The organism is Providencia sp. wls1922, from assembly GCF_009706505.1.
Lineage (GTDB): Bacteria > Pseudomonadota > Gammaproteobacteria > Enterobacterales > Enterobacteriaceae > Providencia > Providencia lanzhouensis.
In genome coordinates, this window is sequence record NZ_WLUG01000088.1 from 120,617 (window position 1) to 142,753 (window position 22,137).

General features: G+C 43.5%; 24 protein-coding genes. 13 read left to right on the forward strand and 11 right to left on the reverse strand.

Annotated features, from left to right (window positions below):
* Window positions 1-38: 38 nt before the first annotated feature.
* From hpf to kdsD, 7 genes are all read right to left on the reverse strand, one after another.
* Complete coding sequence (hpf, locus tag GKR71_RS10145) at window positions 39-326, reverse strand: ribosome hibernation promoting factor (protein WP_036956108.1); 288 nt, start codon at window positions 324-326, stop codon at window positions 39-41.
* 23 nt (window positions 327-349) lie between these two features.
* On the reverse strand, window positions 350-1,795 hold the full coding sequence (gene rpoN / locus GKR71_RS10150) for an RNA polymerase factor sigma-54 (RefSeq protein WP_036956109.1): 1,446 nt from the start codon (window positions 1,793-1,795) through the stop codon (window positions 350-352).
* Between the two features lie 98 nt (window positions 1,796-1,893).
* A complete protein-coding gene (gene lptB, locus GKR71_RS10155) occupies window positions 1,894-2,619 on the reverse strand; it encodes an LPS export ABC transporter ATP-binding protein (protein ID WP_036956110.1) in 726 nt (241 codons plus the stop codon).
* Window positions 2,620-2,624: 5 nt separating this feature from the next.
* Window positions 2,625-3,182, reverse strand: coding sequence for a lipopolysaccharide ABC transporter substrate-binding protein LptA (lptA, locus tag GKR71_RS10160; protein WP_036956111.1), 558 nt, complete (start codon window positions 3,180-3,182; stop codon window positions 2,625-2,627).
* Window positions 3,166-3,759: an LPS export ABC transporter periplasmic protein LptC gene (lptC, locus tag GKR71_RS10165; RefSeq protein WP_036956112.1), complete on the reverse strand. Its 594-nt coding sequence runs from the start codon at window positions 3,757-3,759 to the stop codon at window positions 3,166-3,168. The genes lptA and lptC overlap by 17 nt, the downstream gene beginning before the upstream one ends.
* Before the next feature lie 16 nt (window positions 3,760-3,775).
* A complete protein-coding gene (gene kdsC / locus GKR71_RS10170) occupies window positions 3,776-4,336 on the reverse strand; it encodes a 3-deoxy-manno-octulosonate-8-phosphatase KdsC (RefSeq protein ID WP_036956113.1) in 561 nt (186 codons plus the stop codon).
* Window positions 4,337-4,363: 27 nt separating this feature from the next.
* Window positions 4,364-5,332 carry an arabinose-5-phosphate isomerase KdsD gene (kdsD, locus tag GKR71_RS10175; protein ID WP_036956114.1) on the reverse strand — a complete coding sequence of 323 codons (969 nt, stop codon included), beginning with the start codon at window positions 5,330-5,332 and terminating at the stop codon, window positions 4,364-4,366.
* A gap of 383 nt (window positions 5,333-5,715) precedes the next feature.
* Here kdsD and mlaF point away from each other — a divergent pair, with 383 nt between their 5' ends.
* The 7 genes from mlaF to murA all read left to right on the forward strand — a co-directional run bounded on the left by mlaF (window position 5,716) and on the right by murA (window position 10,511).
* Window positions 5,716-6,519 carry a phospholipid ABC transporter ATP-binding protein MlaF gene (gene mlaF / locus GKR71_RS10180; RefSeq protein ID WP_006659099.1) on the forward strand — a complete coding sequence of 268 codons (804 nt, stop codon included), beginning with the start codon at window positions 5,716-5,718 and terminating at the stop codon, window positions 6,517-6,519.
* 6 nt (window positions 6,520-6,525) lie between these two features.
* Window positions 6,526-7,308 carry a lipid asymmetry maintenance ABC transporter permease subunit MlaE gene (mlaE, locus tag GKR71_RS10185; RefSeq protein WP_036956115.1) on the forward strand — a complete coding sequence of 261 codons (783 nt, stop codon included), beginning with the start codon at window positions 6,526-6,528 and terminating at the stop codon, window positions 7,306-7,308.
* A 3-nt stretch (window positions 7,309-7,311) separates the two neighbouring features.
* A complete protein-coding gene (gene mlaD / locus GKR71_RS10190; protein WP_108478434.1) occupies window positions 7,312-7,845 on the forward strand; it encodes an outer membrane lipid asymmetry maintenance protein MlaD in 534 nt (177 codons plus the stop codon).
* 35 nt (window positions 7,846-7,880) lie between these two features.
* Window positions 7,881-8,510 carry a phospholipid-binding protein MlaC gene (mlaC, locus tag GKR71_RS10195; RefSeq protein ID WP_036956117.1) on the forward strand — a complete coding sequence of 210 codons (630 nt, stop codon included), beginning with the start codon at window positions 7,881-7,883 and terminating at the stop codon, window positions 8,508-8,510.
* A gap of 1 nt (window position 8,511) precedes the next feature.
* Window positions 8,512-8,802 carry a lipid asymmetry maintenance protein MlaB gene (gene mlaB / locus GKR71_RS10200; protein WP_036956118.1) on the forward strand — a complete coding sequence of 97 codons (291 nt, stop codon included), beginning with the start codon at window positions 8,512-8,514 and terminating at the stop codon, window positions 8,800-8,802.
* Between the two features lie 137 nt (window positions 8,803-8,939).
* Complete coding sequence (ibaG, locus tag GKR71_RS10205; protein WP_036956119.1) at window positions 8,940-9,194, forward strand: BolA family iron metabolism protein IbaG; 255 nt, start codon at window positions 8,940-8,942, stop codon at window positions 9,192-9,194.
* Between the two features lie 54 nt (window positions 9,195-9,248).
* Entirely contained in the window at window positions 9,249-10,511 is a 1,263-nt protein-coding gene (gene murA / locus GKR71_RS10210; RefSeq protein WP_036956120.1) for a UDP-N-acetylglucosamine 1-carboxyvinyltransferase, read from the forward strand.
* 113 nt (window positions 10,512-10,624) lie between these two features.
* Here murA and degS read toward each other — a convergent pair whose 3' ends face one another.
* The 3 genes from degS to zapG all read right to left on the reverse strand — a co-directional run bounded on the left by degS (window position 10,625) and on the right by zapG (window position 13,935).
* Complete coding sequence (degS, locus tag GKR71_RS10215; protein WP_036956121.1) at window positions 10,625-11,689, reverse strand: outer membrane-stress sensor serine endopeptidase DegS; 1,065 nt, start codon at window positions 11,687-11,689, stop codon at window positions 10,625-10,627.
* A 131-nt stretch (window positions 11,690-11,820) separates the two neighbouring features.
* Window positions 11,821-13,215 carry a Do family serine endopeptidase gene (locus tag GKR71_RS10220; RefSeq protein WP_036956406.1) on the reverse strand — a complete coding sequence of 465 codons (1,395 nt, stop codon included), beginning with the start codon at window positions 13,213-13,215 and terminating at the stop codon, window positions 11,821-11,823.
* A 321-nt stretch (window positions 13,216-13,536) separates the two neighbouring features.
* The gene (zapG, locus tag GKR71_RS10225; RefSeq protein WP_036956122.1) at window positions 13,537-13,935 is read right to left on the reverse strand and encodes a Z-ring associated protein ZapG; all 399 of its coding nucleotides are present in this window, start codon (window positions 13,933-13,935) and stop codon (window positions 13,537-13,539) included.
* A gap of 249 nt (window positions 13,936-14,184) precedes the next feature.
* Between zapG and zapE the strand changes: the two genes are divergently transcribed.
* The 5 genes from zapE to sspB all read left to right on the forward strand — a co-directional run bounded on the left by zapE (window position 14,185) and on the right by sspB (window position 18,109).
* Window positions 14,185-15,315, forward strand: coding sequence for a cell division protein ZapE (gene zapE / locus GKR71_RS10230; RefSeq protein WP_154609980.1), 1,131 nt, complete (start codon window positions 14,185-14,187; stop codon window positions 15,313-15,315).
* 315 nt (window positions 15,316-15,630) lie between these two features.
* A complete protein-coding gene (rplM, locus tag GKR71_RS10235; RefSeq protein WP_006659112.1) occupies window positions 15,631-16,059 on the forward strand; it encodes a 50S ribosomal protein L13 in 429 nt (142 codons plus the stop codon).
* A gap of 14 nt (window positions 16,060-16,073) precedes the next feature.
* Entirely contained in the window at window positions 16,074-16,466 is a 393-nt protein-coding gene (rpsI, locus tag GKR71_RS10240; protein ID WP_004258235.1) for a 30S ribosomal protein S9, read from the forward strand.
* Window positions 16,467-16,967: 501 nt separating this feature from the next.
* Entirely contained in the window at window positions 16,968-17,609 is a 642-nt protein-coding gene (sspA, locus tag GKR71_RS10245) for a stringent starvation protein SspA (RefSeq protein ID WP_036956125.1), read from the forward strand.
* Window positions 17,610-17,617: 8 nt separating this feature from the next.
* Entirely contained in the window at window positions 17,618-18,109 is a 492-nt protein-coding gene (sspB, locus tag GKR71_RS10250) for a ClpXP protease specificity-enhancing factor (RefSeq protein WP_036956408.1), read from the forward strand.
* Window positions 18,110-18,174: 65 nt separating this feature from the next.
* Here the strand turns inward: sspB and GKR71_RS10255 are convergent, their stop codons facing one another.
* Entirely contained in the window at window positions 18,175-19,551 is a 1,377-nt protein-coding gene (locus tag GKR71_RS10255) for an FAD-dependent oxidoreductase (RefSeq protein ID WP_154634244.1), read from the reverse strand.
* A 225-nt stretch (window positions 19,552-19,776) separates the two neighbouring features.
* Between GKR71_RS10255 and arcB the strand changes: the two genes are divergently transcribed.
* On the forward strand, window positions 19,777-22,122 hold the full coding sequence (gene arcB, locus GKR71_RS10260) for an aerobic respiration two-component sensor histidine kinase ArcB (RefSeq protein ID WP_036956128.1): 2,346 nt from the start codon (window positions 19,777-19,779) through the stop codon (window positions 22,120-22,122).
* Window positions 22,123-22,137 lie beyond the last annotated feature (15 nt).

Below are 22,137 nucleotides of genomic sequence, written 5' to 3' on the forward strand. Positions count from 1 at the left end.
GTTCAGAACATTAATCAGTCAACGACTGGCTAAATGTATTAGTGTTGTCTCAGTTTTTCTTTATGTTTGGTTAATTGGCGTGACAGCTTATCAAGGAGTAAATCAAGTGCCGCGTACATATCGTCGTCTTCCGCTGATGCGTGAATTTCTGCGCCGTTGAGTTGCAGGGTGGCTTCAGCAATTTGCTGAACTTTTTCCACTTTCAGAACAACTTGGATACTGTTAATACGATCAAACAATTGCTCTAATTTCTTGAGTTTTTTCTCAACCGTTTCGCGCAATGCCGGTGTAACTTCAATATTGTGTCCAGTAATCTGAAATTCCATACAATCTTCCTTATATTATTGGGTTAAACCAACTGTTTACGTTGATTTGATGGCGGAATAGATAATGACTCACGATACTTAGCAACAGTTCGACGAGCAACTTGTATACCTTGCTCTGCCAGCATACTCGTCAATTTACTGTCACTCAATGGTTTTGCTGGGTTTTCCGCAGCAACCAGCTTCTTCACCAGCGCACGAATCGCAGTGGAGGAGGCTTCTCCTCCGGTGTCCGTGCTGACGTGACTGGAGAAAAAATACTTCAACTCAAAAATGCCTCGTGGACTATGCAGAAATTTTTGAGTTGTCACACGGGAGATAGTCGATTCATGCATGTCCACCTGATAGGCAATGTCTGCCAAAATCATTGGTTTCATATACTCTTCGCCTAACTCAAAAAATTCTTGTTGTTGCTCAACAATACAGGTCGCCACTTTAAGTAATGTTTCATGGCGGCTCTCTAAGCTTTTAATCAGCCATTTCGCATCCTGCAAGTGACTGCGAATATATTGCGTGTCACTTTCGCTGGCTGAATCATTTGCCATTGAAGCATAATGATTATTGATGCTTAACTTAGGGATGCTATCTGTATTTAACTCAACTTGCCAGTGCCCACCGACTTTTTTCACCAGCACATCGGGAATAACATATTCCGATTCACCCGTATTGATTGACTGCCCTGGCTTGGGATTCAGCGTAAGGATCAGGTCAATTGCTGTTTTCAGCGCATCTTCTTTTAAGCGGGTAAGTTTGCTCAGTTGCCGAAAATCACGATTTGCCAGTAAATCAATATGATTGCTAATAATCAGTCTAGCTTCTTGCAGACCAATTGTCTCTTTTGGGTATAAAGAGAGCTGGATCAACAAACACTCTTTGAGATCCTGAGCTGCCACGCCTAATGGGTCAAAATGCTGGATACGTTTTAAAACGGCAACGACTTCTTCTAAGGTGATATCGGGGTCATCAATCCCTTCGTGGATCTCACTGATTGAGCTTGTGAGATAGCCTGAATCATCAATTGAATCGATAATCGAAGTCGCAATCGCGCGATCAGTATCGGTAAACGGGGTGAGATCCGCTTGCCAGATTAGATAATCTTGCAGTGTTTGGGTAGTTTCCCCTTGGTAAACAGGAAGTTCATCGAAGCTGTAGTCGTTGCTAGTGCCCGACGGGGTACCTGCTGTATAGATTTCATCCCAATCAGCATCTAGTGGAAGCTCATCGGGCATATCCGCGTTTTCAAGGGCATCTTTGGTATCGATTTCGCTGCTGTCAGTGTCGTTGCCTAGGTTATCTAAGTTCTCTTGCTCAGAGGATGACTCTTCTTGTTCAAGCAGAGGGTTGGTTTCAAGTGCGAGTTGAATTTCTTGTTGAAGCTCAAGTGTGGATAACTGCAACAGGCGGATGGCCTGTTGCAATTGAGGTGTCATTGCAAGTTGTTGACTGATTCTGAGCTGCAAACTTTGCTTCATGAATGTGCTTTATTCTCCATTACCACTTACACAACCAATGTCATGACAACCAACAAGGCAATACTACAAACGACAGTCTACAAGCGATAGTCTACAAACTACAGTCTAAAGCCTTCACCCAAATAAACACGTTTCACTTGCTCGTTTTCAAGGATCATCTCTGGTGAGCCGTGAGCAATCAAGTGCCCTTGGCTGACAATGTAAGCACGCTCGCAAACATCGAGAGTTTCGCGGACGTTATGGTCGGTGATTAACACGCCAAGCCCATAGTCACGCAAGTGTTGGATGATTTTTTTGATATCCAAAACGGAAATCGGATCAACCCCTGCAAACGGCTCATCTAACAGGATAAATTTTGGATTAGCAGCGAGGGCGCGTGCAATTTCCACTCGACGACGCTCACCACCGGACAGTGACTGACCTACGCTATCACGCAGGTGAGTAATACTGAACTCCTCCATCAGCTCTTCAGCACGCTCTTTGCGCTGTTCTGAGGTTAAGTCAGGGCGAATTTCTAACACGGCCATCAGGTTATCATACACACTGAGGCGGCGGAAAATAGATGCTTCTTGAGGAAGATAGCCAATGCCACGACGAGCGCGCTCATGCAGAGGAAGTAAGCTAATATCCTCACCATCAATTAAAATTTTACCAGCATCCCGCTGAACAATGCCGACTACCATATAAAAAGTGGTCGTTTTACCCGCACCGTTAGGGCCTAAGAGACCGACGATTTCCCCTGATTTCACTTCCAGGCTGACGTCAGTGACTACGCTGCGTTTTTTATAGGATTTCGCCAGATTCTCTGCGGTTAGTGTTGCCATAACAATTATTTACTCTTACTTGTTGATGAACCCTGCGCTGCTGGGCCTTTCTCTTGTAACTGGGCTGGTAATAAGACAGTTGTTACGCGCTTGCCTTTATCGCTGAACGCTTCCATTTTTTGTGTTGGAACGACGTAAGTGATCTTATCGCCTTTGATATTACTATCGAGCTGCTCAAGGTAGGCATCACCCGTTAATGTCACCAGCTGCTGATCAACTTCATAACGTGCTTTGGATGCGTGACCTTTAATTGGTTTGCCATCGTCTTGTAACTGGAAGAAAGTCACTGGCGTACCAAATGCTTCAATGACGATTTTATCGGAATCGCTGCTTGGGCGAGTCACAACAACTTTGTTGGCACGAATATCAATGGAACCTTGCTTGATAACAACGTCATCAGTAAATGTGGTGATATTTTTTTCTAAATCAAGAGATTGCTTAACCGAATTAATGGTCATCGGTTGTTGGGTATCTGTTTTCAGTGCCATTGCCGGTAGGCTAAGAGCCAAAATTGCACTTGCAATAGCCCCTTGAATAAAACTTTTCTTAGTTACTTGATTCATTGTGTTGCTCTTTTGGTTGTAACTCATAGTGAGTTTTAACATCTTCAATTAATTCAGCGGTTCTTGTACGAAGGTTCCCCTTCATTTTTAAGCCCGTTGAATTTAGCCCGTGTCCGATAATGGTAACTTTATCGTCAGATGAAACATCTTGTGTGACTAGATTGACCACCGCATTATCTGTGGTAATGCGCTGGATTTGAGGCTCAGGAGTCAAACTGTCAACTTGAACATCGCTATACAGGTAGAGCACACGCTCTTTGGTTAATCTTGCCTTAATGGATTTCACCGTCCAAGTCGGCGTACCCGCATCGTTATAAGTGGTTAATACCGGATTGGTAAACCACGTGATTTTCCCATCGGTATAATTATCAACTTTGCTCGCGGCGAGTTTATAGGCTAAATCACCCGCTGGATTATAGACGAAAGTTACTGAATCATCAGTTTGATAATTAGGTTTCCCGTCATTGATTTCGGTTGTTAATGGTTTGGAGTCATCGTAAACCGAAAAGTTCCAACCAATTAGCCCCAATACAATGAGGGATAAAACAGTGATTAACCACTTTTTTGCGTTGCTCATGAATGATATCTGTTCTTTAAATCGACAAGCCTTTAGCTTCTTCCAGTTTATTTTGGGATAACAGAATAAGGTCGCAGAGTTCACGTACTGCCCCTTTTCCGCCACCAATATGTGTTACATAGTCTGCTTTAGGTAATAACAAAGGGTGTGCATCAGCAACCGCAACGGATAACCCAACTTTTGCCATCACGGGCCAGTCAATGAGGTCATCACCAATGTAAGCTGTTTGCTCTTCTGTTAGTTGTAGTTTATCTAACAGTTCGCGATACGCCAAAAGCTTATCGCTTTGTCCTTGGTAAAGATATGTAATACCTAACGTTTGGGCTCTGTCTTCCAGCAATTTAGCTTTGCGTCCGGTGATAATAGCGACTTCGATACCTGAGGTTAATAGGCAGCGAATGCCATACCCATCGCGGACATTAAAGGCTTTTAATTCTTCGCCATTATTCCCCATATAAATTAAACCGTCGGACATCACGCCATCGACATCACAGATAAGCAGTTTAATTTTGGTCGCTTTTTCTATCACAGAATTTGCTACAGACCCATAGCAAGTATTCTGATAATTAGGGTTCATTCTATTTCCTTTATGTATACTTTCGACTTATACCACACCCGCTTGCAGTAGGTCGTGCATATGGAGAACACCCACTAATTGGTCGCCATCTGCCACTAATAACGACGTGACATGGCGAGATTGCATCAGGTTCAGCGCTTCAACAGCTAGCATACCTGGCGCGACTCGAATACCGCCCGGCGTCATTAAATCGGCAATTTTGGCATTATTAAGGTCGATGCCCATATCAAAAATACGGCGCAAATCCCCATCCGTGAATATCCCTTGAATATTCATATCGTCATCACAAATGACGGTCATACCCAGCTTTTTACGGGTAATTTCCACAAGGGCTTCGCGTAATGTGGCACTTTTCGGAATATGAGGGACATCGTCACCGGTACTCATTAAATCACGAACTAAGAGTAAAAGTTTGCGCCCAAGTGCGCCCCCTGGATGAGATAGTGCAAAATCATCTGCTGTAAAGCCGCGGGCGGTTAATAATGCAATGGCTAACGCATCACCCATCACTAATGTTGCCGTGGTACTTGTTGTCGGTGCCAAACCTAGCGGGCAGGCTTCTTGTGGTACTTTTATGCATAAGTGGATATCTGCATATTTGCCCATGTTACTGTCTGGATTATTGGTCATGCAGATCAGTGGGACTTTGATACGCTTTAACACTGGCAGTAGGGCTAAGATCTCTCCTGATTCACCAGAGTTCGAAATCGCTAATACAACGTCTTTATTGGAGATCATCCCTAAATCGCCATGGCTAGCTTCCCCAGGATGCACGAAAAATGAAGGCGTTCCTGTGCTGGCAAGCGTCGCCGCAATTTTCCGTCCAATATGCCCTGATTTCCCCATCCCCATAACGACCACTTTTCCCTGACAAGCAAAGATTTGCTGACAAGCAAGATCAAAGTCATGATTAATATATTGTTCTAGGTTTTTCAGACCTTCGCGTTCGATATGGAGAACTTCTTTACCTACTTTCTGAAAATCGATATTTGACATGTCTAATTCCATGTGTGTTTTCGGGTGAATCAAAAGTGTCGGTTGGATCCAAAGTTTCGGTTAGATCAAAAAAGAGAAATCGGATTGTATAACGAATACTTAGTATCAGTAAGTATTTTGTCTCTAAGCTTTTATGAATGTCATGGTTATGAGTCTTTATTAGCGATTTGAGCTCAAAAGAGCCTTTTAGGGATTAACCGCACCGATGCCCAAAAAAAATTTTTTTAATTCTCTTACCCTTATGGTTGGATATATAAATTTCTAAGAGCTATCTTCTATTAATTAGGTAAAATATTAGTTAATACTATTTGGTTTATGTTTCTGTAAAACCCTGAATTTATTTAGGCAGAATCATAGTTTGACCTATAACGAGCTATTAAACGATGCAAGCACAGACAGAGAACTTAATCGAAGTCAAAAACATGTCATTTACGCGGGGCAATAGGAAAATATTCGAAAATATTAACCTAACTGTGCCTCGTGGTAAAATTACTGCGATTATGGGGCCTTCAGGGATTGGTAAAACCACATTGCTCAGACTGATTGGTGGGCAACTGCGCCCAGAGGAAGGGGAAATCTGGTTTGATGGGGATAATATTCCTGCGCTGTCTCGTTCTAAGTTATACCAATCGCGTAAAAAAATGAGCATGTTATTCCAATCCGGTGCCTTGTTTACCGATATGGACGTTTTCAATAATGTGGCTTTCCCTTTGCGTGAGCACACGAATTTACCGGAATCATTGATTCATACGACGGTGATGATGAAATTAGAAGCGGTGGGGTTACGCGGAGCCGCAAAATTAATGCCATCAGAACTTTCAGGTGGAATGGCTCGCCGTGCGGCGCTGGCAAGAGCTATCGCTCTGGATCCTGACCTGATTATGTTTGATGAGCCGTTTGTGGGGCAAGACCCGATTACGATGGGAGTTTTGGTCAAACTGATTGATGAACTCAACCAAGCGTTAGGGGTAACCTGCGTGGTGGTTTCCCATGACGTTCCTGAAGTGCTAAGTATTGCCGATAAAGCGTATATTGTGGCGCAGCAACATGTTATTGCGAAAGGAACTGGGGAAGAGTTACGCGAGAACCAAGATCCGCGCGTCAGACAGTTTATGGATGGAATTGCTGATGGTCCTGTGCCATTCCGCTTTCCTGCCAATGACTATTCGGCTGATTTATTAGGGTAAATGAACATGATAATTAAGGCGATTGCTGCCTTCGGACGTCGATGGATTGAAACATTTGCGGCTTTTGGTCGAGCAGGCTATTTATTATTTGGTGCACTATTTGGCAAACCTGAGTTTGGCAAGCAGTGGCCGCTGTTAGTTAAACAGCTTTATTCGGTAGGGGTTCAGTCTCTGCTCATTGTGGCGGTGTCTGGTCTATTTATCGGGATGGTGCTCGGTTTACAAGGTTATTTGGTACTGACGACGTTCAGTGCAGAAGCCAGTCTTGGCATGATGGTAGCGCTTTCGCTATTACGCGAACTGGGACCGGTGGTCACCGCGCTGTTGTTTGCGGGGCGAGCTGGATCGGCATTAACCGCAGAAATTGGTTTGATGAAAGCTACTGAGCAGATTTCGAGTTTAGAAATGATGGCGGTGGATCCTCTGCGTCGTGTTGTCGCCCCAAGATTTTGGGCTGGGTTCATTAGCATGCCGTTGTTATCACTGATTTTTGTCGCCGTAGGTATTATTGGCGGAGCCATTGTTGGTGTGGATTGGAAAGGGATTGACCCCGGTTTCTTCTGGTCGTCCATGCAGTCCTCCGTCGAGTGGCGACTCGATTTAGTGAACTGTTTTATCAAGAGTTTAGTCTTTGCAATCACGGTAACGTGGATTGCACTATTTAATGGTTATGATGCGATTCCAACCTCGGAAGGAATTAGCCGTGCAACGACGAAAACTGTTGTGCATGCATCATTATCGGTTCTAGGGTTAGATTTCGTACTGACAGCACTGATGTTTGGGAACTAAGTCATGCAAAGTAAAAAAAGTGAAATATGGGTGGGTTGTTTTATGTTGCTGGCGATCGCCGCAATTGTGTTCCTCTGCTTAAAAGTGGCGGATTTACAATCGATTGGTAGTCAGTCAACTTACCGAGTTTCCGCCTCTTTTGAAAACGTGGGTGGCTTAAAAGTTGGCTCTCCAATCAAAGTCGGTGGCGTTGTCGTGGGACGGGTTGCGAATATTTCTTTAGATAAAAAGAACTATATTCCTGACGTTCAAATCGATTTACTCAGCGAATATGACAATATTCCTGATTCCAGCTCGCTATCAATTCGTACTTCAGGCCTGCTTGGTGAACAGTATATCGCCATGAATATCGGTCCTTATGATGAAGATATGGGGATTGCGATGTTAAAAGATGGCAGTCGTTTAGAAGACACCAAACCGGCAATGGTACTGGAAGATTTAATTGGTCAATTCTTGTATAAGAGTGGTGATAGCCAAGGTTCTGCAGCTGCGCCAGAGGCTCATGTTGCGGCACCGTCAGAGCCTGTTGCTCACTAAGTTGTAATTCCCTGTGAACTTAAAAGGAATGAATTATGTTTAAACGTTTAATAATGATAGCTATGTTAGTGGTTGCGCCATTTGCGATGGCGATTGACCAAACTAATCCTTATAAGCTTATGGAAGAAGCCGCAGCGAAAACTTTCGATCGCTTAAAAGCACAGCAGCCTCAAATCAAACAAAACCCAGATTACTTACGTACCATCGTGCGTGAAGAGTTACTGCCATATGTGCAAATTAAATATGCGGGCGCGTTGGTATTAGGGACTTATTATAAAGATGCTACCCCAGCGCAGCGCGATGCGTATTTTAAAGCATTTGAGTCTTATCTTGAGCAAGTTTACGGTCAAGCACTGGCAATGTATCACGGTCAAACGTACACCATCGCTCCTGAGCAGCCGATTGGCGACAAAAATATTGTCGCTATCCGTGTGACCATCAATGATACTAATGGTCGCCCTCCAGTACGTTTGGATTTCCAATGGCGTAAAAACAGTAAAACAGGTTACTGGCAGGCGTATGACATGATTGCAGAAGGCGTGAGTATGATTACCACCAAGCAAAATGAGTGGGGTGATATTCTGCGTAAGCAAGGTATTGATGGATTGACTGCTCAATTACAACGTAGTGCTCAGGTGCCGATTACGTTAGAAGAGAACAATTAAGATGAGTAGTCTGTTATCTTGGACGAAAAATAACAAAACATTGGCTTTTTCCGGTATTTTAAATCGCGATTCTCTGGTTGAATTTTGGGACAAGCGCCAAACACTATTGACCCAAGTTGAGCAAGTTGATGTTTCTGCTTTAACTCATGTGGATTCTACCGGACTGGCAATGCTAGTACGCTTAAAAGGTGAGTATCAGTCCCAACAAAGCCATTTAGGTATTGTTGGTGTGAGTGATAATTTGAATACCTTGATGGAATTGTACGGGGTAAAATCCCTGCTGATGGATTAAGTCAAGTTATGTAAAAAATAGCGCTTCTGAGTGTTTTTATACACCAGAAGCGTTTTCTTTAGTTTAAGTGTTAAGCTGAATCCTTTAGGATAGATGGCTATATTTATTATCATAATTAATTACAAAATTGAGTCATTATGGATACCAACGAAATTAAACAAGTCTTAATGGAAAAGCTGTCACTGGATGAAGTGATAGTGAATGGCGATGGCAGTCATTTTCAAGTTATCGCTGTTGGCAGCCTTTTTGACGGCATGAGCCGTGTTAAACAGCAGCAAGCAGTCTATGCGCCGTTAATGGAATATATTGCGGACAATCGAATTCATGCGCTTTCAATCAAAGCTTATACCCCAGCGCAGTGGGAGCGTGATCGTAAGCTGAGCGGCCTATAAGTTTGAAAATGTAAGCGAACAGTTTGTAAAAATCTGACACACGAGAATACCAGAATGGATAAATTTTTAGTTAAAGGGCCAACCCGCTTAGAGGGTGAAGTCTCTATTTCAGGCGCTAAAAACGCCGCACTGCCAATCCTGTTCGCTGCTTTACTGGCTGAAGAGCCAGTTGAATTACAGAATGTCCCTAAACTGAAAGACATCGACACCACAATTAAGTTACTCAGCCAACTTGGCGTCAAAATCGAGCGTAATGGTTCGATTTTTGTTGATGCTAGCAATGTGACTGAATATTGTGCACCGTATGATCTAGTAAAAACCATGCGTGCCTCTATTTGGGCATTAGCGCCGCTGGTTGCACGCTTTGGTCATGGTGAAGTTTCTCTACCGGGTGGTTGTGCCATTGGCGCTCGTCCAGTGGATTTACATATTAGCGGGTTAGAGAAGTTAGGTGCCAATATTGTCCTTGAAGATGGTTATGTTAAGGCAACGGTGAATGGTCGCCTGAAAGGCGCTGACATCGTGATGGACAAAGTAAGCGTTGGTGCCACTATCAGTATCATGACAGCTGCTGCGCTTGCTGAAGGAACCACTTCCATCGAGAACGCCGCTCGTGAGCCTGAAATTGAAGATACTGCTAATTTCTTAAATGCATTAGGTGCGAAAATCACTGGTGCAGGAACTGACCGTATTGTCATTGAAGGTGTGGCTCGTTTAGGTGGTGGTGTGTATCGCGTTCTGCCAGATCGTATTGAAACAGGTACATTCTTAATTGCTGCAGCGGTTTCTCGCGGTAAAGTAGTTTGCCGTAATGCACGTCCAGACACTCTGGATGCGGTGCTAGCGAAATTACGTGAAGCTGGGGCTGATGTTCAAACGGGTGAAGATTGGATTAGTCTAGATATGCATGGTAAACGTCCAAAAGCGGTTACATTGCGTACAGCTCCACATCCTGGTTTCCCTACTGATATGCAAGCGCAATTTAGCCTATTAAACTTGGTGGCTGAAGGTACCGGTGTTATCACAGAAACCATTTTCGAAAACCGTTTTATGCATATTCCTGAGTTAATTCGTATGGGTGCGCACGCGGATATCGAGAGTAATACCGTTGTGTGCCATGGTGTTGAAAAGCTCACTGGTGCGCAAGTGATGGCAACAGATTTACGTGCGTCAGCAAGTTTAGTGATTGCAGGTTGTATCGCGGGTGGAACAACGACAGTTGACCGTATTTATCATATCGATCGTGGATATGAAAATATTGAAGCGAAATTAAATGCGTTAGGCGCTAATATTCAACGCGTTAAATCTGAAGACTAATTCCAGATTGCGTTGATATCATTGCAAAAACAAAAAAGGTTGTTCTTTATCGGAACAACCTTTTTTTTTGGGCTTATTTTGGGTGAAAGATTTGACTGGGCAGAATTGAGGGGTTAGTTTGCTTGCCCTTCAGGAAGTTCTTCAATCACGATATCGATGTTTTGCACATTACCATCACGTAAAATCTGAACGGGAATTTTTGTTCCGGGGCGAATTTCGGCGACATAATCCATGGTTTCTGCGGCAGAAACGGCAGGTTTTCCATCTAAGGATAAGATAACATCCCCTTGCTCAATGCCTGATTTTGCAGCAGGTCCATTGGCTGAAACTTGGAAAACCCTTAACCCTTGAATTTGGTTGATATTATTTGTATTTGTGCGAATTTGCGGTAATTCACGAGCCGTAATGCCGATGTAGCCTCGCACGACACGACCATCACGGATCAGTTTTTCCATGATTTTGGTTGCTAGGGCGGTTGGAATAGCAAAACTCAATCCTTCGGAACTGACTCCTTGCCCTGCGCTGAATGAAAGGGTGTTTATGCCAACCAATTCCCCTTCCGTGTTGATAAGGGCGCCACCGGAGTTACCCGAGTTAATCGAGGCATCGGTTTGTAGGAAATTTTGGCGACGTGTGGAGCTTAAACCGACACGTCCCGTCGCGCTTATAATCCCTTGGGTGACTGTTTGTCCAAGGTTATAAGGGTTTCCAATGGCTAAAACCACATCCCCAACATGGGTGATGCGCTTAGTATTAATTGGGATAACGGGAAGATTTTCAGCCTCTATCTTCAAGACTGCAAGGTCAGTTAAGGGGTCTGAGCCGACTAAAAGTGCATCGAAAATCGCACCATCTTGTAGGGCAACAAGGATTTGGTCAGGGTTATCCACCACATGTTTATTGGTCACTATGTAACCATTAGCGCTTAATATCACCCCTGATCCAAGAGATTGTAATTCCCGACCCGATTGGGAAAAACTCCCTTTAGAGCTGCTATAGACATACACCACCGCAGGCGCGGCACGGCGTACGGCCTTGTTATAGCTTACAGGCTCGCTATTGGTTTTCCCATACAGTAAATCAGCCAGTCCCTGTGGGCGCAATGAGGGGACAGCCACAATAATGATTGAGGCAGTGACCAATCCAAGCAGGACAGACACAAGCAGCTTTTTGACCATGTTAAAGGTTACCAAGTTCGCTATGATGGAAATGACAGACAGAGAGATACTTTGAGCATAACATAAAAAAACGGGTACAGCAGAGTGATACTGTACCCGTTTTATTGATTTATGTGCGGTAACTTAATGAATTAGTTTTTCATTAATAAGTAGAGCGTTTCACCGCCACGCAGCACTTTCATCGCTAATACTGGTGGTTTGCTATCGATGATTTTGCGGAATTGGTCGATACTTTCTACGCGAGTGTCATTCACGCCAAAGATCAGGTCGCCTTTCGCTAAACCAACCGCAGCAGCCGGAGACTTAGGTGCTACGCTGTCAACTTGTACCCCTTTGGTATTGCTGACAACCGCATTGGAAATGGTGGCGCCTAATAAGGATTCACTCAGTTTTTCCGCGTTGGTTGCAGAGCCTTCATCGCTTTCTAGTACTACTTTCACTTCCATTGGTTTGCCTGAACGGATCAGACCAAGGGTGATTTCTTTGCCTAACTGGCTGGTGCCAATTTTTGCTCTTAATTCAGCGAAGCTATTAATACGTTTACCATCAACAGAGACTAAAACGTCACCCGATTTGATTCCTGCTTTTGCCGCTGACGATTTTGGAATCACTTCACTGACGAAAGCGCCACGCTGAGCATCGATATTGAAGGCTTTAGCGATATCAGAGTTCATCTCTGTACCTTTAATACCTAAAATTCCGCGTTTAACTTCACCGTGTTTAATCAGCTGCTCACTCAGGCTTTTCGCCATGTTGCTCGGGATAGCAAAGCCGATGCCAATATTTCCGCCACCCGGTGCTAAAATTGCAGTGTTAATCCCAATCAGCTCACCGTTTAAGTTAACCAGTGCACCACCAGAGTTACCACGGTTGATTGAGGCATCGGTCTGGATAAAGTTTTCTAAGCCTTCCAGATTTAATCCACTACGACCTAACGCAGAGATAATCCCGGATGTGGCAGTTTGTCCTAAACCGAATGGGTTACCAACAGCGACGGCAAAATCACCAACACGCAGTTTATCGGAGTCCGCAATAGAAACCGCGGTGAGGTTTTTGATATCTTTTGCATTGCTGATTTTTAACAGTGCAATGTCAGTTTGTGGATCTTTACCAATCAGTTTAACGTCAATTTCACGACCGTCATTGAGCTGAATTTGGATTTTGTCGGCACCATCAATAACGTGATTATTGGTTAAAACATAACCTTGTGTCGCATCGATGATGACACCAGAACCTAAACCTTCAAATGGGCGCACGCTTTGTTGTTGTGAAGGTGCATTTGGACCAAAGAAGAATTTGAGTTCTTCAGGAATCTGTTGATTTTGTACACGGGTGCCTGAAACATGGATATTCACGACGGCAGGCAGCACTTTTTCCAGCATTGGCGCTAAACTCGGCATGTTTTGGCTTTGTGCGGTTGCCGGTAATGTGGCCGGTAAGGCGGCGCTGCTGATTGCTGGGATCGTGGACAGGGTTAAACCTAAACTCATTGCGACTGCTGTCAGAAAGAAATTTTTTCTTTTCATCATTCCGTAGATTCTCTCAATAGAAAATATCAGCTCATATGAATGGTACCTATAAACGGTACACTAAGGTCATATGGGCGGAGGTATTTTGGGGTCTCAAATAATATTTTACTGATGACTATGACCAAGGATTATGCGGAAAAGTTCCCTATGCGGATAGTACTTATCCACAATTTTACATCCATTTACATGATGTTTAGGTGAAACGCTAACTTCTATACAGTAGCTAAACTAACTATAAGATTTTATTCGGAATTGGAATGATACAGTGAGGGAAATAACACCACCAGTAACGGGCGCTACTGGTGGCATAATCAAAAATTACTTCTCTTTTTCATCGAGAGGGCGGAACAGCCCTGAAGCACCTTCAGAGTAATCTCTCGGTGGCATTTTAACCGGTGCTTGGTCATTATCGGCTTCAGATTCAGTTAAACGATAATGGAATGGGTTATCTTGCATATCCGGCATTAACTCGGAAGAGCTTTGCGCCATATGTTGATACAGTTGGCGATAGTCGCGTGCCATTTTATCCAATAACTCTGCGCTGCGAGCAAAATGGCTAACGAGTTCTTTACGATACTCTTCCAGCTCAGTGCTTTTTTTGTCTAATTCAGCCTGTGCTGTTTTTTGTTGACGAAGTTTTGGATTGCCATAACGCACAACCAATGCGCCGATGATAAAGCCAACAACTAATCCTATTAGTGCATACTCCCAAGTCATGCTAACTCCTTCGTTTACTTCAATCAAAATTCACAGAAAATGGTCGCCAAAATTTAGCTCGATTACCCTAACTATACCTGCTAATAGCAAATCTGTTAATGCTAAAGAGTGGAATAATAAAGCGAAATTCCTTACTCTATGCCGAATAGTTAATCGAAAGTTAAATGCTAACAGAATCTGGTTATAATAAAGGCAGTGTATATCATATAACGGTAAAAAAAACCGAAAATTTTAAGGATCACTGAGTTGATGTCACCGATGACCCCTACCATGCGTTACCAACAAGCTCTTGAGCAAGGCAATTACCAGCCGGATGACGTACAAAAACAAGCCGTAGAGCGATTAGACAAGATTTATCAGCAACTTTGTAGCGCTACGCCTTGCTTCCCAAATGAAAAACCAAACGGTCTAAAACAGCGCTTTGGGCGCTTGTTAGGGAAATCATCCACAAAAACCTGTGAGCCAGTTCAGGGGTTATATATGTGGGGGGGCGTAGGTCGCGGTAAAACGTGGTTGATGGACATGTTCTACGACAGTTTACCGGGAGAGCGCAAATTGCGTTTACACTTTCATCGCTTTATGAAGAAAGTGCAGGAAGACTTAATGGCGCTGCAAGGACAGGAAAATCCGCTCGACATTATCGCTGATGAATTTAAAAAACAGACGGATATTTTGTGTTTTGATGAGTTTTTTGTCTCGGACATTACTGATGCGATGATTCTAGGAACCTTATTAGAAGGGCTCTTTGCGCGAGGCATCACGTTAGTCGCGACATCCAACATCATCCCTGACAACCTTTATCGCAACGGTTTGCAACGCGCTCGCTTTTTGCCAGCCATAGAACAGATAAAAAAATATTGCGATGTAATGAATGTGGATGCGGGGATTGACTATCGCTTGCGTACGCTGACTCAAGCGCATCTATTTTTATCGCCAATAAACGAACAAAATCGCCATCATTTAGATGAAGTGTTTGTAAAACTGGCAGGTAAAGAAGGTCAGCAAAATCCGGTATTAGAAGTTAATCATCGGAAAATGCAGGCAATTCGCTCCGCAGAAGGAGTATTGGCAATCAGCTTTAAGGTTTTATGTGAAGAGCCTCGCAGCCAAAACGACTATATCTACCTCTCAAATTGTTATCATACGGTATTGCTCTATGACGTCCCTGTGATGGGACTGAAAGATGAAAATCCTGCCAGACGTTTTCTCGCGCTTATTGATGAGTTCTATGAACGTAAGGTAAAATTGATGATCAATGCACAGGTGCCGATGGATTCACTTTATCAAGGGCAACTTTTGGCGTTTGAATATCAGCGCTGCCTTTCTCGCTTGCAAGAAATGCAAAGTGAAGAATATTTGAAAATCCCGCATTTATCATAGAGGCCAAAGAGGAAATGAGTCTCAAGGACGTCGTTTTCTCTCTAGATTTATGTGTGCTTTTTGAACAGGCGACACTAATTATTTATTTGAACGTAAAAAAAATGCATTTGGGGTCGATTTTTGTTGCTGACTTCTCTATAATCTTGCGACCCCACGTTACGGCGTTGTTTTTTATTTCCCAAAAAATAACGCATTAATGCCAGCTAGGCTGCTCGAAGGGGTGGGTTTGCTGGACAATGAGTCGCGTGAACCTCGCTATATTTTACGAACATGAGTGTTCACACAACGTGTAACTTCAATATTGGGTAAGTTTTAATGAAAACTTTTACAGCTAAACCAGAGACCGTAAAACGCGACTGGTATGTTGTTGATGCAGATGGCAAAACTTTAGGCCGTCTTGCAACTGAAATTGCTAGCCGTCTGCGCGGTAAGCATAAAGCGGAATATACTCCGCACGTGGATACTGGTGATTACATCATCGTTCTGAATGCAGAAAAAATTGCTGTTACCGGCAAAAAACGCGAAGACAAAATCTACTATCGCCACACTGGCCATATTGGTGGAATCAAGCAAGCAACTTTCGAAGAGATGATTGCTCGTAGTCCTGAGCGTGTGCTTGAAATCGCGGTTAAAGGCATGTTGCCAAAAGGACCTCTGGGTCGTGCAATGTACCGTAAACTGAAAGTTTACGCAGGTAATGAGCACAACCACGCGGCACAACAACCGCAAGTTCTTGACATTTAATCGGGATTATAGCAATGGCTGAAAATCAATACTACGGCACTGGTCGCCGCAAAAGCTCATCTGCTCGTGTCTTTATTAAGCCGGGTAGCGGTAACATCACAATCAATCAACGTACACTGGAACAATACTTTGGTCGCGAAACTGCGCGCATGGTAGTTCGTCAGCCGTTAGAACTGGTTGAAATGTTAGAAAAACTGGACCTGTACATCACTGTTAAAGGTGGTGGTATCTCTGGTCAGGCAGGCGCAATCCGTCACGGTATTACACGTGCACTGATGGCTTATGACGAGACTCTTCGTTCTGATCTGCGTAAAGCTGGTTTTGTTACCCGTGATGCGCGTTCTGTTGAACGTAAGAAAGTGGGTCTGCGTAAAGCACGTCGTCGTCCACAGTTCTCCAAACGTTAATTTATTGCCTTCTGGGCATAAAATTGATGAAAAAGCCCGTCTTTATGGCGGGTTTTTTATTGTCTAAAATAAATCAAATATTGAGCCATTCTTATTTAATTAAAATAAAGACAGACAGAAGACATTATTTTATTATTCCACTCTATTTTTGTGTCATATCTCAAATGCAGTAAAAATATAACCCATCAACAATGGAGTTAACTTTAAGGTTTTAATTTTAAATTATTATAAATTTAAAGTTGATAGGGCTGGTTTTGATGGAATTATTCCTCTCTAATAAAATTAACCGATGATTTTCTCTAGGTTAGCCCCCTAAGCTGTACAAAATCTGTTAGACTATGTCCCAGTTTTTTATTTGATTATTTCTCGCTTTCATGAAGCGAGAGGGTTGTGCTGACTTTCAAAATGGATCTTGAAGGTTGAGTACATGGGATTTTAAAAATGAAAATAATGAATTAATCCTTATTTAAGGATCATTATTTTTATCATTTGGAGGTTTTAATGGCTGTTGCTCCTAATAAACGTTCGGTAATGACATTGTTTTCAGGCCCAACTGATATTTTTAGCCATCAAGTACGTATTGTGCTTGCTGAAAAAGGTGTTAGCGTTGAGATTGAACATGTCGAGCCTGGTCATATGCCTCAAGACCTTATTGATCTTAACCCATATCAAAGTGTTCCAACGCTGGTGGATCGTGACCTGACTTTGTATGATCCAGATATCATTATGGAATACCTCGATGAGCGTTTTCCTCATCCACCGTTAATGCCTGTTTACCCAGTGGCTCGTGGTACTAGCCGTCAGCTGATGCATCGTATTCGCAGAGACTGGTACTCATTGATGGCTAAAATCGAGAAGGGTACAGCACAAGAAGCAGATGCAGCTCGTCGCCAATTAGCGGAAGAACTGATTGCAGTTTCACCTGTACTGGCTGAAATGCCATTCTTTATGAGTGATGAGTTCAGCTTAGTTGATTGCTATTTAGCACCGCTATTATGGCGCTTACCTGTTTTAGGTATCGAATTAAAGCCTGCAATCAGCAAACATTTACAGATGTACATGCAGCGTGTATTTGAGCGCGATGCATTTTTAGCATCATTAACTGAATTAGAGCGTGAAATGCGCCTGTCAGCACGAGGCTAAGTCGGATGATGGAAATGGCACCAATGACACCACGTCGCCCTTATCTGCTGCGCGCCCACTATGAGTGGTTGCTGGATAACGATATGACTCCGCATTTGGTGGTTGATGTCACTCTTCCCATGGTGAATGTTCCAATGGAATTTGCGCGTGATGGGCAAATTGTTTTAAATGTTGCCCCGCGTGCAGTGGGTAACTTTGAAATTACCAACGAAGAAGTGCGGTTTAATGCGCGATTCGGCGGTGTACCTCGTCAGGTATATGTTCCAATGGCGGCTATCATGGCGGTATATGCGCGTGAAAATGGCGCTGGAATGATGTTTGAACCTGAAGCGGCTTATGATGAGCACTTTGATGGAGAAGACAACAGCACTGATGAAGCACTGTCTGACAACATCGTATTGGTTCATGATGAAGCCACTCAAACAGAAGAACCTTCATCCCCAGACGATGAGCCACCAAGGCCACCGAAAGGTCGTCCAGCGTTACGGGTTGTGAAATAAGCACAAATCGTGGCAGCTAAGACTGATATAGTAAATGCTAAAAAGAGGAAGAAATTCCTCTTTTTTTATACTCGAAGAAAACTCATGATCCCTTCTGCGGCTCCACGCCCTTCGGCAATCGCTGTTACCACCAAATCAGAACCGTGTACTACATCTCCCCCTGCAAAAATTTTAGAGTGCGAAGTCTGGTAAGCATAATGATGATGACGAGGTGCCACTATTCTACCGCTCATATCGCGCTGTATGGCATGTGTGCTAATCCACGGCATATCGTTAGATTCAAAACCAAACGCAATAATGACCACATCGGCAGAATGTGTAATTTCTTCCGATTCTGTGGAATTCGATAATGTGCTAGCGAAATGGATACCGACAACTTGTCCCTCGACATCGGTGTTAATCCCAATGGGTTGTAAGTGAAAATGGAACTGTACGCCTTCTTCTTGAGCGTGTAAGACTTCTCGCGGTGTTGCATGCATTTCCGAAGCGCCTCGGCGGTAGATACAACTGACTTTGCTTGCGCCTTGGCGGATAGCGCTGCGGACACAATCCATCGCGGTATCTCCTGCGCCCAACACGATTACATTCTTATTTGCTAGTGATACGTAAGGGTATTGGGGATCGTCGGCGTAACCTAATAAGTGACGTGCATTACCCACTAAATAAGGAAGCGCTTGATAAACGCCTATGGCATCTTCGTTGAGGAGATTGCCTGAAACTGGATGATGGGTGCCGGTTCCAATAAAAATCGCATCAAACTCATTGAGTAACGTTTCTAACGGGATATGTTGTCCAATCTCAGTATTAAGTTTAAAGATAATCCCCATTTCTTCAAAAATCCGTCGTCGGTGCTGCATTATCTGCTTTTCTAACTTAAATGCGGGTATACCAAAAGTGAGTAACCCACCGATTTCAGGATGTTTATCAAATACTATTGCTTGAACGCCGTGACGAGCCAACACATCGGCACAGGAAAGACCCGCAGGGCCCGCGCCGATAATCGCGACTCGTTTACCTGTATCCCTAACATGAGAGAGGTCAGGCCGCCAACCTTGCTCAAATGCACTATCGGTAATATAGCGCTCCAAATGCCCAATCGTGACGGAACCAAAGGTTTCATTCAGGACACAAGCGGCTTCACATAATCGTTCCTGTGGGCAAATTCGACCGCAAATTTCAGGCAAGCTGTTGGTGTGATGACAAAGTTCTGCCGCTTCAAGAATTCGACCTTCTCCAGCCAGCTTTAACCAATTCGGGATAGGATTGTGGAGCGGGCATTTCCACTCACAATAGGGGCTGCCGCAAGACAAGCAACGCTGGGCTTGATGCTGAGCTTCAATGCCACTCATTGGCTGGTAAATTTCCACAAACTCAATTTTGCGGATCGTCAGCGCTTTTTTACGAGGTTCAAGACGGGGCGAACCCATATTTGAAGAGGACATAGGCACCTTTCCAGCCAAATTCTTTTACGAGAATGATATAAATTAAAGTTTACTTTGATAGCATTGATATAAATAGTGATTATCGTAATAAAGTTACTAATACACGGGTGAATATCCCATTGTGACCGACGATTTAATGAGCAGGATCGATATTTCGTATGAAACCCCATCCGAAACAGCCCTGTTTGATATATGATTCAGTGAGAATTTAACTAAGGGGTGGTTATGAAAGTACTTCGCGGTCTTGCACAATACTATGTTGACCTGATGATGAAGCTAGGCTTAGTGCGTTTCTCTTTGCTTCTCGCGTCAGCGTTAGTTGTGCTCGCCATGATAATGCAAATGGCGGTAGCGATTTTTCTTCGGGGGCAAGTCGATAGCCTCGATATGGTTGGCTCCATTTTCTTTGGCTTAATTATTACGCCATTAGCAGTTTATTTTCTTTCGGTGGTGGTAGAACAATTAGAAGAGTCTCGCCAGCGTTTAACGCGCATGGTTGATAAGCTCGAAGTGATGCGAAAGCGTGATGCGGAACTGAATACTCAGCTGCAAGGCAATATTGAGCAACTTAACTTAGAAATTTTAGAGCGTGAAAAAGCCGAAAGCGCCCATCTTGAGTTGTTAGAGCAACTCAAACAAGAAATGAAATACCGTGAACAGACTCAAATTGAGTTTGAACAGCAATCTGTTTTACTGCGTTCGTTCCTCGATGCTTCTCCTGATCTTGTCTATTATCGCAATGAAAACAATGAATTTTCTGGCTGTAACCGTGCGATGGAGCTGCTCACCGGTAAGAGTGAAAAACAGCTAGTCGGTTTAACACCATTGGATATTTATGATGAAGAAATTGCTGCCAAAGTGATGGAAACGGATGAAAAAGTTTTCAGACACAATGTGGCATTAACTTATGAACAGTGGTTAGTTTACCCTGATGGGCGAAAAGCCTGTTTTGAGCTGCGAAAAGTGCCATTTTATGACCGCGTAGGGAAACGTCACGGGCTAATGGGGTTTGGACGTGATATTACCGAGCGTAAGCGTTATCAGGAGGCGTTAGAGAACGCTAGTAGAGAGAAGACCACCTTTATCTCTACTATCAGCCATGAGCTTCGTACGCCGCTTAATGGCATTGTGGGGCTTAGCCGCATTTTACTGGATACTAAGCTTACCAAAGAACAATCAAGCTATTTAAAAACCATTCACGTCAGTGCCGTCACTTTAGGCAATATTTTTAATGATGTGATTGAAATGGACAAAATTGAGCGTCGCAAAGTCCAATTGGATAACCAACCTGTGACATTGCCTGAATTTGTGAACGATTTAGAAAACTTAAGCGGGCTACTGGTTCAGCCGAAAGGCTTGAAGTTTGTTATGGATGTCGCACACGGCTTACCTAAAACCATTCTGACGGATGGCACGCGTTTACGCCAAATTCTGTGGAACTTAATCGGTAATGCGGTGAAATTTACTCAGAAAGGTGAAGTTAAATTAAGCATTTGGCGTGAAGCGGATGACAAGCTGTTTTTCCAAGTCAAAGATAGTGGCATCGGTATTCCGAAAGATGAATTAGATAAAATCTTTGCTATGTATTATCAGGTCCGTGACTCCGCAGGTGGACGTCCTGCAACGGGAACGGGGATTGGGCTTTCTGTATCCCGTAGGTTAGCACAAAGTATGGGGGGCGATATTCGTGTGGAAAGCGATATTGGACATGGTTCAACATTTACTTTGTCGATTATAGCCCCTGAAGTTGAGGCTGAAATCGAAGAGCAGCAACAGCACGACGATGATTACCCATTACCAGCGCTCCATATCTTACTAGTGGAAGATATTGAACTAAACGTGGTTGTGGCGTGTTCTGTGCTGGAGAACCTTGGCAACACAGTTGATGTTGCAATGACAGGTAAAGACGCGCTAGAGATGTTTGCACCTGGGGAATATGACTTAGTTCTACTGGATATTCAACTTCCTGACATGACGGGGTTAGATATCTCTAAACAGCTTAAACAACAGTATGATAAGGATGATTTACCACCATTAATCGCCCTTACTGCGAATGTCCTCAAAGATAAGAAAGAGTACTTCGATGCGGGAATGGACGGTGTTCTGAGCAAACCATTATCGGTTCCTGCGCTCACTCAAGTGATTGAGCAATTCTGGGGCGAGAATGCATCTTCAAATGACAAGCATGAGGAGCAAGTGGATATGGCAGAAGTTGATGAGTCAATTTTAGATTGTGAAATGTTAGAGCAATACATTGAATTAGTTGGGCCAAAACTGATTTATGACGGCTTAGAGGTGTTTGAAAAAATGCTACCGGGCTATTTAGCGATTCTCGATTCCAATATGGTGGCTAAAGATCAGAAGGGAATTGTTGAGGAAGCTCACAAAATTAAAGGTGCCGCGGGTTCAGTTGGTCTGAAAAATTTACAGAAACTCGCTCAGCAAATCCAATCCCCTGAATTACCAGCATGGTGGGACAATGTGCAAGAGTGGGTTGATGAGTTAAAACAGGATTGGAAATCAGATATAGAAACATTAAGAAACTGGGTGGATGGTCGTACAAAAAAATAACCCCAACCTAAGTTG